Genomic DNA, 14382 nt, shown 5'->3' on the forward strand with positions numbered 1-14382 from the left:
ATTTATAAGGACCAAAAAAAAGGTTATAATTATTGTTTTTTACAGTAATTATAACCTTTTAAAATTTAGTATGATTCTAAGTTAAGAATCTAAAAAAAAACAAAATTGCCTAATTCAACATTTTCCAAAGTTTGTCTTTCAATTCTTGTAATCCTTTTTGAGCAACGGAAGAAATAAATATAGCCTCGACACCTTTTGGTAAATCTGCTTTTATTTCTGCTTCTAGCTCTTCATCTAACATATCTGTTTTAGAAATAGCTAATAAACGGTCTTTATCTAACAATTCTGGATTGTGTTTTTTAAGCTCGTTTAAAAGAATTTCATATTCCTTGTTAATGTCATCACTATCTGCAGGAACTAAAAATAACAACGCCGAGTTACGTTCTATATGACGTAAAAAACGATGTCCTAATCCTTTTCCTTCAGCAGCACCTTCTATAATTCCAGGAATATCTGCAATTACAAATGTTTGATGATTTCTATGTTCTACAATACCTAAATTTGGTTTTAAAGTAGTAAAAGCATAATCTGCAATTTTTGGTTTTGCAGAAGTTAATACAGATAATAAAGTAGATTTTCCTGCATTAGGGAAACCAACCAAACCAACATCTGCTAATAGTTTTAATTCCATTCTAAACCAACCATCAAAACCATCCATTCCTGGTTGTGCGTATCTTGGTGTTTGATTGGTAGAAGATTTAAAGTTCCAGTTTCCTAGACCTCCTTTTCCTCCACGTAATAAAACTACTTCTTTTTGATGTTCTGTAATTTCTATAATTACTTCGTCAGTATCAGCATCTTTAATAATGGTACCTAAAGGCACATCAATATAAATATCATCTGCATCTGCACCAGAACTTCTACTAGCACTTCCGCCACCACCACTTTCGGCTCTAAAATGACGTTTAAATTTTAGATGAAACAACGTCCACATGTTTTTATCACCACGTAAAATAATGTGTCCTCCACGTCCACCATCTCCACCGTCAGGTCCACCTTTGGTAATATACTTTTCTCTATGTAAGTGCATAGAACCTTGTCCGCCTTTACCAGAAGAAGCGTATATTTTTATGTAATCGACAAAATTTCCTTCAGTCATAATTCTTGTTTAATCGTGTAAATGTTTAAGTGTTTAATTGCCCTATGTAATATACGTTTAAAGGTTACACAGTTAAACAATTACACAGTTACACATTTTATAAAGTATCAAATACTTTTGCAATTCTTTGTGTAATTTCTTCAATCGAACCCAAACCATTAACGCCATAGTATTTATTCTGAGCTTCAAAATAATCTTTTAAAACAGCTGTTTTGGTATTGTATTCATTAAAACGGTTTCTAATTTTACCTTCATCAGTATCATCAGTTCTTCCGCTTGTTTTTCCTCTTTCTAATAAACGAGTTACTAAAGCATCTTCAGGAACTTCTAAAGCTACCATTCCGTTTATTTGTTCACCTTTTTCAGCTAAAAAAGCATCTAATGCTTCTGCTTGAGATTCTGTTCTAGGGAACCCATCAAAAATAAAGCCATTTGCATCAGCATTTTTTTCAACTTCTGCTTTTAGCATATTTATAGTTACTTGATCCGGAACTAAATCTCCTTCATCCATATATTTTTTAGCTAACAAGCCTAATTCAGTTTTATTTTTAATGTTAAAACGGAATACATCTCCTGTAGAGATATGTACCAAGTTGTACATGTCCTTTAAAAAATCTGCTTGTGTTCCTTTCCCTGCACCTGGAGGGCCAAATAATACGATGTTTTTCATTTTAGGTTGTGTTGATAATTGATAAATTGCAGGGTAGTTTCTCCCTAAACCATTATAATCTAATCCGTAACCAACAATAAATTTATCTTCAATTCCTTTTCCGATATAATCTATTGGTAGTTCTTTTCTAAATACGTCTGGTTTAAAAAATAACGTTGCAACTTTTAATTGTTTTAAATTTTTATCTCTAAAGATATTATAAATTTCTTGAAGAGTGTTCCCTGTATCTATAATATCTTCTAATATAATTACAGTTCTTCCTGTTAAATCTTCATTAATACCTACTAATTGTTTTACGTTTTCTGTAGAAGTTGTGCCGCTATAAGAAGCTAACTTTACAAAAGAAACCTCACAATCTCCATTAAATTCTCTAACAAAGTCTGCTGCAAATAAAAAGCACCCGTTTAAAATTCCTACAAAAATAGGAACTTCTCCTTTAGGTAAGTCTTCTTTTACTTGTACTGCTAATTGTTTTACGATTCCTGCAATTTCTTCTTTAGTGATAAAAGGTTTAAAATATAGATCTTGAAGTTTTATAATACTCATTAGATTGTTGTTTTTAATAGCTATTTGTTGAATGAAAAAACCGTTTTTAATCTGATCTCACAAATTAAAAACGGTTTTACTATATCTATAAATAAATTTAATTATTTTTTTCTTCTTTTTTAGAAGTATCAAACATAATTGGTGTTGCCACAAATAATGATGAATAAGTACCTACTACTACACCAATAATTAAGGCGAACATAAATCCTTTAATAGAATCTCCACCAAATAAGAAGATTGCTAACATTACTAATAATGTTGTTAAAGATGTATTTATAGTTCTACCTAAAGTAGAGCTTAATGCTTTGTCTACAACTTCGCTGTATTTCCAATTAGGATGTGTTCCTGTAAATTCTCTAATTCTATCGAAAATAACCACAGTATCATTCAGAGAGTATCCAACTACGGTTAGAATTGCCGCGATAAATGATTGACCTATCTCCATATCAAAAGGCATAAAGCTGTATGTAATAGAGAATACACTTAATACAATTAAAACATCATGGAAAACTGCAGTTACAGCTCCAATAGAGAAAGATACCTTTCTAAAACGTAATAAGATGTATAAGAAAACAACTAATAATGATCCAAATACCGCGTATAATGCTGATGTTTTAATATCATCTGCAATAGTTGGCTCTACTTTCATATAACTCATTACACCAGAACCTTCTTTTTCGAAACCTGGTTTAAAGTCTTGGTAAGTAGTTGTTCCTAAATAAGATTTTAATCCTGTAAATAATGCACTCTGAACTTGGTCATCTACATCTTGTCCATCTTCATCAATTTTATAAACTGTTGTTATTTTTAATTGACGATCAGAACCGTATGTTTTTACTTCTGGAGCCGTACCAAAAGCATCTTTTAAAGTAGAAGCAACTTCTGTAGCATTCATGCTTTGATCGAAACGAACAACGTAAGAACGTCCTCCTTTAAAATCTACACCTTGCTTTAATCCGATAGAGAAAATAGAAACAATACCTGCAATAATTACAGCACCAGAAACGATGTACGCAATTTTACGTTTTCTTAAGAATTCTATATTTATGTTTTGGAACCATCCTTTAGAGATAGAAGTGTTAAATGTTAATTTACCACCTTTATTAATAGATCTGTCTATTAATAAACGAGTAATAAATACCGCTGTAAATAATGACGTTGCAATACCAATCATTAATGTTAAAGCAAAACCTTTAATTGGTCCTGTACCAAAAACATATAAAATAACACCTGTTAAAAGCGTTGTAATATTTGCATCTATAATTGCAGATAAAGCTCCTTTAATAGAGAACCCTTCTTCTACAGATTGTTTTAACCCTTTCTTAATAGCTAAACTTTCCTTGATCCTTTCAAAGATAATTACGTTTGCATCTACAGACATACCAATGGTTAAGATAATACCTGCAATACCAGGCAATGTTAACACGGCGTTGAAAGAAGCTAAAATTCCGAAGATAAATAAGATGTTTACAGCTAAAGCGATGTCTGCATATAAACCAGCTTTTCCGTAATATAAAGCCATCCAAACTAATACTAATAAAATAGCTAATCCAAAAGATTGAATACTGTGATCTATAGATTCTTGACCTAAAGATGGTCCTACAACCTCTGCTTGAATAATTCTTGCAGCTGCAGGTAATTTACCAGCTTTTAAAACGGTAGCAATATCTTCTGCTTCCGTAATAGTCATACTTCCACCTGAGATAGATGTTCTACCACCTGTAATTGGTGTATTTACAGAAGGCGCAGTATATACATAGTTATCTAAAACAACAGCAACAAATTTACCTTGGTTTTCGGTAGTCATTTTAGCCCATTGTTTTGTTCCTGAACTATTCATAGTCATAGAAACTTCTGGCTTGTTTAATTGGTCAAATACTTGAGAAGCATCTAAAATAACATCACCTTCAATAGTAGCATTACCACTACGGCTTCCTTTAATAGCATATAATCCAATTAGCTCAGTTCCGTCTGTACCTTTGTTAGATTTATAATCCCATAAAAATTTAACGTACTTTAATTCGTTAGGTAATAAAGCTTTTACGTCTTTTCTGCTTAATAAATCATTTACCATTGCCGTATCTAACACTCTAGATTGTCCTACTAGAGAACTCATTTGTTGCTGAGATTGTGCTACGTTAGGAAATAAATAAGTGAAAAGGTTTTTTTGATTTACATCTGTAGAATCGATTGATTCACCTAATAAATCATCAATATCATCTGTTTTAGTTGAGTCGATTACTTTTTCTGCAGCACTGTTGTCTTTTAAGATTTCAGCAATTTTAGCATTTGCGGTAAAAAAGTAATTCTGAACTTCTGCATTGGTATAAACTTCCCAAAACTGTAATTCTGCTTTACTAGTGATTAAACGAGTAACACGCTCAATATCTTTTGCTCCTGGTAATTCAATCTGAATTCTACCAGAATTTCCAATTCTTTGAATGTTTGGTTGTGTAACACCAAATTTATCAATTCTACTTCTTAATACTTCAAAAGCAGTACCAATAGAACTGTTAATCTCTTCTTGTAAAGTTGCTTTAACGGTAGCATTTGCTTCGTTAAAAGTAATTTTCTCGCTTAAAGCTTTTGTTCCAAAAATAGAAGGATCACTTAATTTAGTGTCTCCTGCAACTTTTTCAAACTCTTCAAAAAATAAGTCTAAATAAGTAGCGTTACTACTTTTTTGAGCTTCATCTGCAGCGTCTAATGCTTGGTTAAAAGCAACGTTTTTAGAATCGTTAGCTAAGCTTTTTAAAACTTCTTTTACAGATACTTGTAAAATAGCGTTAATACCACCTTTTAAATCTAGACCAAGATTCATTTCTTTGTCTTTTACATCATTGTAGCTGTAAGAGGCAATGCCTAAATTAATAATCTCTTGGTTTGCAACACTGTCTAAGTACTTTCTCTCAAAAGTAGCTTTTTGTCTTGCATCAATATTATCACCTTTGCTCTCAGCGTAAGCTACAGCGTCATCTTCTACCTTAGTGGCTAAAAATGTAAATGATAATTGGTATAAACTTACTAGTCCAAAAAGGATAGCAAATAACTTTATAAGTCCTTTGTTTTGCATTTTATAATTATTTTATTGTCTAGGTTTTTAAAAAACGAGCAAATATATAGTTTCTCGTAAAATCTGACAATTATTTTTGTTGATTGTTTTTTGTAATTATGAGTTTGGTACTCATGATTTTAAAGTAGATATAAAAAAGTGTAAATGATTACATTTTTTATAGATGGAAGCTTCTGGGACCTGCTCTAACTTCTGGTTCGTTGTAAGATGTTTTATCCTTTATAAAAGGATTTGTTTTATGAACTTTATAAGTAGTTTTAAAGAGTTGATTTTCTTTGTTTTGGTCTGCTTTTTTTAGGAAAGCAAAAGAGTTGTAATTGGTGAGTTTATCTGAATTATATTTAAGTTCTACAACAAAATGAAAATCAGAATTAGAAATATCAGATTTGTTTGTTATTTCATGAATATCAATATGGTATTTATAAGAATTCTCATCTTTTTCTTTATGATTAGGGTCTTCATTTAAAACTAACGTATGTTTCTTAGCTAGTTTTTTCTTGATTTTATCAATATGAAAAGTACTGTAGTAAGAAATCTTTAAAGTTCCGCTGTCTGTTTCATTGATTTTAATATTTGAAACACCAATTTTTAATAGTTTTTCTTTTACGTCAGCAATGGTGCTTTCAATATCTTTTTGGTTAATTTTAACATCAACAAATTCGAGCACTATTTCTTGATTGGGTAAAGTAACCTCTTCATGAAATGCTCCGAAACAAATAAATAGTAAGAATAAAGTACCGATGTACCATTTTGTTCTCATGTGTCAAATATATAAAAAAGATTGCTTTATCGTTCTGTAATAAAGAATCTAATTTAATTTTATTGATAGGAACTTTAACTGATTATAATGTAATTTTAAATACAAGATAATTGTCATATTCTGGCTTCTTAAAACCCATTATATTTACGCTCTTCTTATATTGTAATTCTATGTTTTATGTTTTTTTTTAGTTGTTTACTTCTTTGTTTTCTAGTTTTTTAAAATCTATTAGACTAGGTATTGTGCGTTTGTTTTATTACTTAGAATAGCATCATTATATTATACTGTTTTTATAATATTTTTGATTTTTTTTAATTGCGTTTTATTTGTGATAATAGAGTTTTATTTGTGAATTTGTTAAAAATTTTAACATAATTATAGTTATTTGATTATATTAATAAATTAAAAGGTTTTATTTAATGATTTGATTGTTGTATAATTTAAGTATGTTTGTTATTATACAATAACCCCCAAAATATTATACCAATTGAGTACTCTTTCCCCTTTAAAACCTTGCTTGTTTTTTCGTTTTCTAAAAAAGAATAATTATAAAGACGCAAGTTATTTTTATAGGTCTTTTTTTAGTATTAAAAATATTAACTACTATTTGTTATTGTTTGAAGAGCTTAAATTAAGGAAGGTAGTTACTACTGAAAATGAAATTTTTTTTACTTCTAAGTTTAAATTCGGTAGTACAATTAGAAGTGTTAAAAGTGGTCTTAAAGATGATTTTCATACTGTTAAAACGCTTTGCGGTACAGTAATTTTATATTCCAAAACTATAATTGGAAGTGATAAAGTTATCTTGGAACTTCATTTTTATAAAAAAAAGTTAGTTCTTTTTAGGTATACTTTTTCTAATATGAATAATAAAAGAAAAATTGAAAATATCTTAAGGGAAAAATATTTAAATATTGACTCTAAGGTTTGTTTTTCAGAGTGTGCTATTAATGATTCTCATGGTAATTCTATCTTTGTAGATGATAAGGTTAATTTTTCTGTATTATACTTTTCTTTAAATTTTGAATTTCATGATTATGTTATGGATCTTAAAAAAATAAATGAAGAAAAAATTCTTGCTGAAAAATTAAATTGGAAGACAGAAATTATGAAAAGACTTTAATGCTATTCTTTTTGATTGAATAGTAAAACTGAGTTTTTATTGATGATTTATGGTTGTTATTCATTTTTTAAAATGAGTGTAATGCTCAACCTTATTTCCCCATAAGAAACTTCTTCGTTTAGTTTTTCGAAAATGGGTTTCAATGCTACTTTACGATCTAATTCATCAAATGCAATTCGTACTTTATTCACAACTTCTTTGTCTACAAGTTTTTCTAATTTCACTTCTTTTCCCTCCATATACAATTGAGAAAGGTGTGAAAAAACAGTAGTGATAGATAAGTTTCTTTTTTCTGCAATTTCCGAAGCATTTAAACCTTCTTGGTATAAATTAAACGTGTGTTGCATTGTACTAACTTTTCTAGGTTTTGCTACATTTTTAAATTTACGAATCATGCTCATAAATTCGTCACCATACTTTTCCATTTTGTTCATTCCAACTCCAGAAATAGCTAAAAATTCATTTTCGGTTGTTGGAAGTTCACTTGCCATTAATTTTAATGTTTTATCATTAAATATGATATACGCTGGCATGTTTTCTTCTTTAGCAATGGTATATCTTATTTTTTTAAGTTCTGTAAATAAATCTTTATTTGCTTCACTTCCAATAGTTGCTTTTACAGTTTTTGCTTTCTTCTTTTTATCATCTGAAGTTAGAGGTGTTGTTAGTCGTATTGTTTTTTCTCCTTTTAAAACCTCCCACCCGATGGGTGATATTTTTAAGGCAGAATTTTCGCTGTACATAATTTCTATCAAACCTTGATTTGCCATTTGAATTACATAATCTCGCCAATCAAAAAAACTAACATCTTTTCCTATTCCGTATGTTTTTAGATTATAATACTGTTTGGAGTGGATATCTGCATTGTTACTTCCTCTTAAGACATTAATTAACATGGTTATTCCGTCTTTTTCTTTCATTCTTGCAATTCCAGAAAGTGCTTTTTGAGTTATAACAGTGCCTTCAAAATCTTTAGGTGGATTTTCGCAAACATCACAATTTCCACAGTTTTCTGTGAGATGCTCTCCAAAATAGGATAATAATATTTTTCTTCTACACGATTTAGCTTCTGCAAATTGAAGCATTCTGTTTAGTTTTTCTTTTTGCATATCGCTATTTGCTCCACCATCTGCAAATTGGCTGTATAATACAAAATCTCTCATGTTGTAGTAGAGGATAGTTTCTGATGGCAATCCGTCTCTTCCTGCTCTTCCTATTTCTTGATAATAGCCTTCTAAGTTTTTGGGTAAATTATAATGAATTACAAAACGAACATTTGATTTGTCAATCCCCATTCCAAAAGCAATCGTAGCTACAATTATTTTAGTATCGTCATTTATAAAATCAGTTTGTGTTTTTTCTCTTTCTTCATTATTCATTCCGGCATGATAAAATGCTACAGAATGACCTCTTTGCTTCAGGTGACTCGCTACTTCTTCGGTGTTTTTTCTACTCAAACAGTAAATAATACCACTTTGTTCTTTTCGTCGTTCTATAAAATTGCCGATTTCTTGTAGCTTTTTCTGTTTTGGAACTTGACCTCTAACTTCTATGCTTAAGTTTTTTCGATCAAAAGAAGAAATAAATAATTTAGAGTTTGTTAAGCCCAATTGGTCTTCAATATCTTTTCTAGCAGATTTATCCGCAGTAGCGGTTAAAGCCATAAAAGGTACTTTCGGTAAAGAGTTTCTAAAAACTTTTAGTTGTGTGTACTCAGGTCTAAAATCGTGTCCCCACATACTAACACAATGTGCTTCATCAATAGCGACTAATTTTATGTTTAATTCTCTAAGCCAAGTATTGCTTACGGATATTAATTTTTCTGGAGATAAATACAATAATTGTAATTCTCCATTCATTGCTCTACCAATTACATCGTTTTCTTCTTGCGGAGAAATGGAGCTATTAAAAAAATCAGCTTTTATTCCGTTAGATTTTAAAGCTTGTACTTGGTCTTTCATTAATGAAATCAATGGTGAAACTACAATGGTAATTCCATCGAAAATCAATGCAGGGATTTGGAAACAAATTGATTTTCCTCCTCCCGTAGGCATTAATACAAAACTATCTTTTCCGTCTATGGTTCTGTTTATGATTTCTTCCTGTAAAGGACGAAAGTTATCGTAACCGTATACGTTTTTTAAAAGGGTATGTGTTTGATTTTTCACTTTTTCAACAATTGGGGCTCAAATATACGGGTTTAGATATTTGTACAGTAATATCTATTTAGTTTCCTAGAAAAGATGGGGTAGAAGTAGAGGTATAAAAAAAGCCTCAAAGATATTCTTTGAGGCTTTAGGTATTATAATTTGTTGTAAAAGTCTATAAGACGCTTTCTTATAATTCTAATAAAGCGTTAGTAGCTTTAACTCCTTTTGCAGAAGCTTGAATTTGAGTTTTTTCAGCATCAGATAATTTAATTTCTACAATGCTTTCAATTCCGTTTTTACCTAAAACAACAGGAACTCCAATACATAAATCACTTAAACCGAATTCACCTTCTAATAAAGAAGAACAAGGAAATATTTTTTTAGTATCACAAGCAATTGCTTGTACCATTGCAGAAACTGCTGCACCTGGAGCATACCAAGCAGAAGTACCTAATAAACCAGTTAAGGTTGCACCACCAACTTTAGTGTCTTGTAAAACTTGTTCTAATCTTTCTTCAGAAATAAATTCTGAAACAGGAACAGAGTTACGAGTAGCTAAACGAGTTAAAGGAACCATACCAGTGTCTGAGTGACCACCAATTACCATACCGTCAACATCAGAAATAGGCGCACCTAAAGCTTCTGCTAATCTATATTTAAAACGAGCAGAATCTAAAGCACCACCCATTCCAATAATTTTGTTTTTTTGTAACCTAGTAGTTTTATGAACTAAATAAGTCATTGTATCCATTGGGTTAGAAACCACAATGATAATTGTATTTGGAGAGTGTTCTATTAAATTAGCTGAAACTGTTTTTACAATTCCTGCATTAATACCAATTAATTCTTCACGAGTCATTCCTGGTTTACGTGGAATACCAGAGGTAATAACACAAACATCAGAATTAGCTGTTTTAGAATAGTCATTTGTACTTCCTGTAATTTTTGTATCAAAACTGTTTAAAGAAGCCGTTTGCATTAAATCCATTGCTTTACCTTCTGCAAAACCTTCTTTAATGTCTAAAATAACAACTTCGGATGCAAAATCCTTAATTGCGATGTATTCTGCACAACTTGCACCTACTGCACCTGCTCCTACTACTGAAACTTTCATATATATAATTTTTAAGATTTATAATGTATTTGATCTCTAACAAAAGTACGAAAATTACTTAAGGTTTTAGTCTTATAAAAACAAAAAGACACCCTATAAAGGTGTCTTTTTACGAAAAGGATTTCGACTCTTTTTATCTAAAACTAAATGCAATACCTGCATTTACTGTGTTGTATTCTTGTAGGGTGTAGCTTCCGAAAATCTTAAAGAATCCTAAGCTTAATCTTGCTCCGATTGTAGATGTTAATCCACCAACTTTGTAGTTTAAGTTTAAAGGGTCTACAAGTGTTTTTCTATATGTTTGTCCAAGCCCTCCTGAATATTCTAATTCGTAAGTTCCGTTTATGTTTAAAGAAGAAGAACCGCTAACGTATCCAATACCTCCATAAACATTTATGAAAGGAAAATTTAATGAAGCTAAAGCTTGTACTGTATAAGAGTCTAATTTTAATTCTCCTAAACCGTCAGTTATGGTTACTCCATTGTCGTTAGGGTCGTCTATAGCACTTGTAACTGTCATATTCGTAAAAGCACCCATTATAGAAACATGAAGAGGTAATTTATCTAAAGGGCCAAACCAATTGGTGATTTCTTTTTTTATTCCTAAACCAAATAATTTTCCCTTTACATCATCGCTACCTACTTCTGGAACAACACGTACAGTTGCTTCAAATTGATAAGGTAGACCTAAGCTTATTTGTACGGATGGAGTTGGTGCTGCGTTTAAAGGTAGATCATCTCCAAAACCATCTGGCATTGTAAAGTTTCTCACTAATTCTGGGTGAATACCATTATTTATCGTAGGGTCTGAGTTTGCAGGTATGGTTACCTCAAAACCATTTTGTAAAGCACTATCACCACTCCCTAAAACGGTAGGAGAAGTTATTGGGTTTTGTGTGATTTTATCGGATAAGTTTAATGAATTTACATTAAAAATTTCTTTATCAGATGGAACAAGGGAAAGATTAGCGCCTATGGTGATGTCAAAACCTAGTGTTTTGTGAACTTTTGCTGTGTGATACCAACCACTACTCATTCCGTAGATAAAGCCTTCTGCAGCCGGTTTTAAATAAGCTTCTGTTAGTAGGTTTGCGTCTGAAATATCAGCAAAAAGAATGTTCTCTAAACCATCTTGTGCTTTTGCATTAAATGTGAAGACGAATACGCCGATAAGAATTAAAATGCTCTTTTTCATTGGGTTGTTGGGTATTATTAATGGTTAAAATTATGTTAAAGTGATGGCTAAAATAGATAATTTTATCAATAAATAAAGGTTGCTGATATTTTATTACTTAAAAAAGGGCGAAAATACCTATATGTGAGTACGTGCAAAACGTATGAAGTATGTGGATTTTAAAGTCAAAAAAAATACACATTCCTATTGCTAGAAATGTGTATGATATAAAATTATTTAGATTGAAATCTTATACGTCTATGTTCGCGTATTTTGCATTTCTTTCTATAAAGTCTCTACGAGGAGGAACTTCGTCTCCCATTAGCATAGAGAAAACTCTGTCTGCTTCTGCAGGACTATCAATTACCACTTTACGTAGCGTTCTAAATTCAGGGTTCATTGTTGTGTCCCAAAGTTGATCTGCGTTCATTTCCCCAAGACCCTTGTAACGCTGTATGCTTACAGAACCACCCATGTTTTGAGCAATAATATCACGTTGATTGTCATCCCAAGCATATTCTCTTTTTTGTCCTTTTTTAACTAAGTATAAAGGTGGTGTTGCAATGTAAATATAACCTTGCTCTACCATTTCTTTCATGTATCTAAAAAAGAACGTTAATATTAAGGTAGCAATATGTGAACCATCTACATCGGCATCACACATAATAACTACTTTATGGTAACGAACTTTAGATAAATTTAAAGCTCTTGGATCTTCTTCTGTACCAATAGAAACACCTAAAGCGGTAAACATGTTTTTGATCTCTTCGTTTTCAAAAACTTTATGTTGCATAGCTTTTTCTACATTCAAGATTTTTCCACGTAGTGGAAGAATTGCTTGAAAGTTTCTATCTCTACCTTGTTTTGCTGTTCCACCTGCCGAATCTCCCTCAACTAAGAAAATTTCACATTGTGCTGGATCAGTTTCAGAACAGTCAGATAATTTACCAGGTAAACCACCAATAGACATTACCGTTTTACGTTGTACCATTTCTCTGGCTTTACGTGCTGCGTGTCTTGCGGTTGCTGCTAAAATTACTTTCTGAACAATTGTTTTTGCGTCATTAGGATTTTCTTCTAAATAATCAGTTAACATTTCTGAAACTGCCTGAGATACAGCAGAAGTAACTTCTCTGTTTCCTAATTTTGTTTTTGTTTGTCCTTCAAATTGTGGTTCTGCAACTTTTACAGAAACAATTGCTGTTAATCCTTCACGGAAATCATCACCAGCAATTTCGAATTTTACATTTTTTAATAATCCAGATTCATCTGCGTACTTTTTTAGTGTACTTGTTAGACCACGTCTAAAACCAGATAAATGTGTTCCTCCTTCGTGCGTGTTAATGTTATTTACATAAGAATGTAAATTTTCTGCATAAGAGGTGTTGTAAACCATGGCAACTTCAACAGGAATCCCGTTTTTTTCACCTTCCATTGCAATTACATTGGCTGTTAATTGCTCTCTGGTTGAATCTAAATATCTAATAAATTCTGGTAAACCTTCATCAGAATGAAAAATTTCAGAAATAAAGTTACCTTCATCATCCGTTTCACGTCTATCTGTTAGTGTAATTGTAATTCCTTTATTTAAGAAAGCCAATTCACGCATACGAGTTGCTAACGTATCGTAATTATATTCTGTAGTTTGTTTAAAGATAGATTTGTCTGGTAAAAAGGTAACAATTGTACCTGTAAAATCTGTTTCTCCAATCGTTTTAACTGGATATAATGCTTTACCTTGAGAGTATTCTTGTCTCCAAACTTTTCCTTCTTTATGAACCGTAGCTACTAAAAGATCAGAAAGTGCATTCACACAAGAAACACCTACACCGTGTAAACCACCAGAAACTTTATAAGAATCTTTGTCGAATTTACCACCAGCACCAATCTTTGTCATTACTACCTGTAGTGCAGAAACGCCTTCTTTTTGGTGAATTCCAACTGGAATTCCACGTCCATTATCTTTAGTAGTAATAGAGTTGTCTTCGTTTATTGTAACATCAATTGTATCACAATAACCACCCATTGCTTCATCAATAGAGTTATCTACAACCTCGTATACTAAATGGTGTAAACCACGTATACCTACGTCTCCAATATACATGGAAGGACGCATTCTTACATGCTCCATCCCTTCCAGTGCCTGAATACTGGATGCATCATATTCTTTTTTAATTTCTTCGCTCATTATATAAAGTAAATTAATGTTTTTTTAGATTGATGAAATTTGCCTTTAAAAAGCAAAATTCACAATCTCAAATTTACAATTAATAAAGGGGTTTTAAAAGCTTTTTAGTGATTTTGGCTTAAAATTATCAACATTTGTTAATTTTGTGAAAGTGCTTTAAATCGCTTAAAATGGGTGTTAAATTTAATTTTGATGTTTTTTAAATCGAGTTTAAATTTCGGTTGATTTAAAGTAGCTTAAACCTTTTGTTTTAAAACTACAAAATAGCAGACATTCTTCGTTTGAAGGAATATTAGTACGATATTAAGGTGTTATGGATATGTGTAAGTTAAGTTTATGATTCTTTGTTTAAAGTAGCTTATTTTACGGTTAAATTGATTAATAATTTATAAATCAGTTATTAATCTAAAAGTGTTTTTTCTGATAAAGGCAAACAACATTAATATGCTGAAACTTTGGTGTTATTGTTTTGTAAAATATCTGTA

9 protein-coding genes are annotated in these 14382 nt (G+C 31.1%); 1 reads left to right on the forward strand and 8 read right to left on the reverse strand.

The features are described 5' to 3' along the window. Nucleotides 1–109: 109 nt before the first annotated feature. From obgE to GQS57_RS08975, 4 genes are all read right to left on the reverse strand, one after another. Nucleotides 110–1099, reverse strand: coding sequence for a GTPase ObgE (gene obgE, locus GQS57_RS08960; protein WP_165732521.1), 990 nt, complete (start codon nt 1097–1099; stop codon nt 110–112). A gap of 97 nt (nt 1100–1196) precedes the next feature. Continuing rightward, nucleotides 1197–2315, reverse strand: coding sequence for an adenylate kinase (locus GQS57_RS08965; RefSeq protein ID WP_165732522.1), 1119 nt, complete (start codon nt 2313–2315; stop codon nt 1197–1199). Nucleotides 2316–2412: 97 nt separating this feature from the next. Further along, nucleotides 2413–5388, reverse strand: a complete 2976-nt coding sequence (secDF, locus tag GQS57_RS08970) for a protein translocase subunit SecDF (protein ID WP_165732523.1) — start codon at nt 5386–5388, stop codon at nt 2413–2415. Between the two features lie 157 nt (nt 5389–5545). Then, nucleotides 5546–6148 carry a hypothetical protein gene (locus GQS57_RS08975; protein ID WP_165732524.1) on the reverse strand — a complete coding sequence of 201 codons (603 nt, stop codon included), beginning with the start codon at nt 6146–6148 and terminating at the stop codon, nt 5546–5548. Nucleotides 6149–6755: 607 nt separating this feature from the next. On the opposite strand from GQS57_RS08975, the gene GQS57_RS08980 reads away from it, so the two are divergent. Beyond that, nucleotides 6756–7271, forward strand: a complete 516-nt coding sequence (locus tag GQS57_RS08980) for a hypothetical protein (RefSeq protein WP_165732525.1) — start codon at nt 6756–6758, stop codon at nt 7269–7271. A 56-nt stretch (nt 7272–7327) separates the two neighbouring features. Here GQS57_RS08980 and recQ read toward each other — a convergent pair whose 3' ends face one another. The 4 genes from recQ to gyrB all read right to left on the reverse strand — a co-directional run bounded on the left by recQ (nt 7328) and on the right by gyrB (nt 13897). Further along, the gene (gene recQ, locus GQS57_RS08985; protein ID WP_165732526.1) at nt 7328–9439 is read right to left on the reverse strand and encodes a DNA helicase RecQ; all 2112 of its coding nucleotides are present in this window, start codon (nt 9437–9439) and stop codon (nt 7328–7330) included. Nucleotides 9440–9608: 169 nt separating this feature from the next. Continuing rightward, nucleotides 9609–10535, reverse strand: a complete 927-nt coding sequence (gene mdh, locus GQS57_RS08990; RefSeq protein ID WP_165732527.1) for a malate dehydrogenase — start codon at nt 10533–10535, stop codon at nt 9609–9611. A 133-nt stretch (nt 10536–10668) separates the two neighbouring features. Continuing rightward, nucleotides 10669–11730 (reverse strand): DUF6588 family protein, encoded by a 1062-nt coding sequence (locus GQS57_RS08995; protein ID WP_165732528.1) that lies wholly within the window; start codon nt 11728–11730, stop codon nt 10669–10671. Nucleotides 11731–11959: 229 nt separating this feature from the next. Beyond that, on the reverse strand, nt 11960–13897 hold the full coding sequence (gene gyrB / locus GQS57_RS09000; protein WP_165732529.1) for a DNA topoisomerase (ATP-hydrolyzing) subunit B: 1938 nt from the start codon (nt 13895–13897) through the stop codon (nt 11960–11962). Nucleotides 13898–14382 lie beyond the last annotated feature (485 nt).

This window comes from Polaribacter sp. 20A6, from assembly GCF_011378915.1.
GTDB classification, from domain to species: domain Bacteria; phylum Bacteroidota; class Bacteroidia; order Flavobacteriales; family Flavobacteriaceae; genus Polaribacter; species Polaribacter sejongensis.

What these genes read in the sequence shown, in the direction of transcription:
- GQS57_RS08975 (WP_165732524.1), bottom strand. Translation starts at nt 6,148, where the DNA reads ATGAGAACAAAATGGTACATCGGTACTTTATTCTTACTATTTATTTGT.
- gyrB (WP_165732529.1), bottom strand. Translation starts at nt 13,897, where the DNA reads ATGAGCGAAGAAATTAAAAAAGAATATGATGCATCCAGTATTCAGGCA.
- obgE (WP_165732521.1), bottom strand. Translation starts at nt 1,099, where the DNA reads ATGACTGAAGGAAATTTTGTCGATTACATAAAAATATACGCTTCTTCT.
- secDF (WP_165732523.1), bottom strand. Translation starts at nt 5,388, where the DNA reads ATGCAAAACAAAGGACTTATAAAGTTATTTGCTATCCTTTTTGGACTA.
- mdh (WP_165732527.1), bottom strand. Translation starts at nt 10,535, where the DNA reads ATGAAAGTTTCAGTAGTAGGAGCAGGTGCAGTAGGTGCAAGTTGTGCA.
- GQS57_RS08995 (WP_165732528.1), bottom strand. Translation starts at nt 11,730, where the DNA reads ATGAAAAAGAGCATTTTAATTCTTATCGGCGTATTCGTCTTCACATTT.
- GQS57_RS08965 (WP_165732522.1), bottom strand. Translation starts at nt 2,315, where the DNA reads ATGAGTATTATAAAACTTCAAGATCTATATTTTAAACCTTTTATCACT.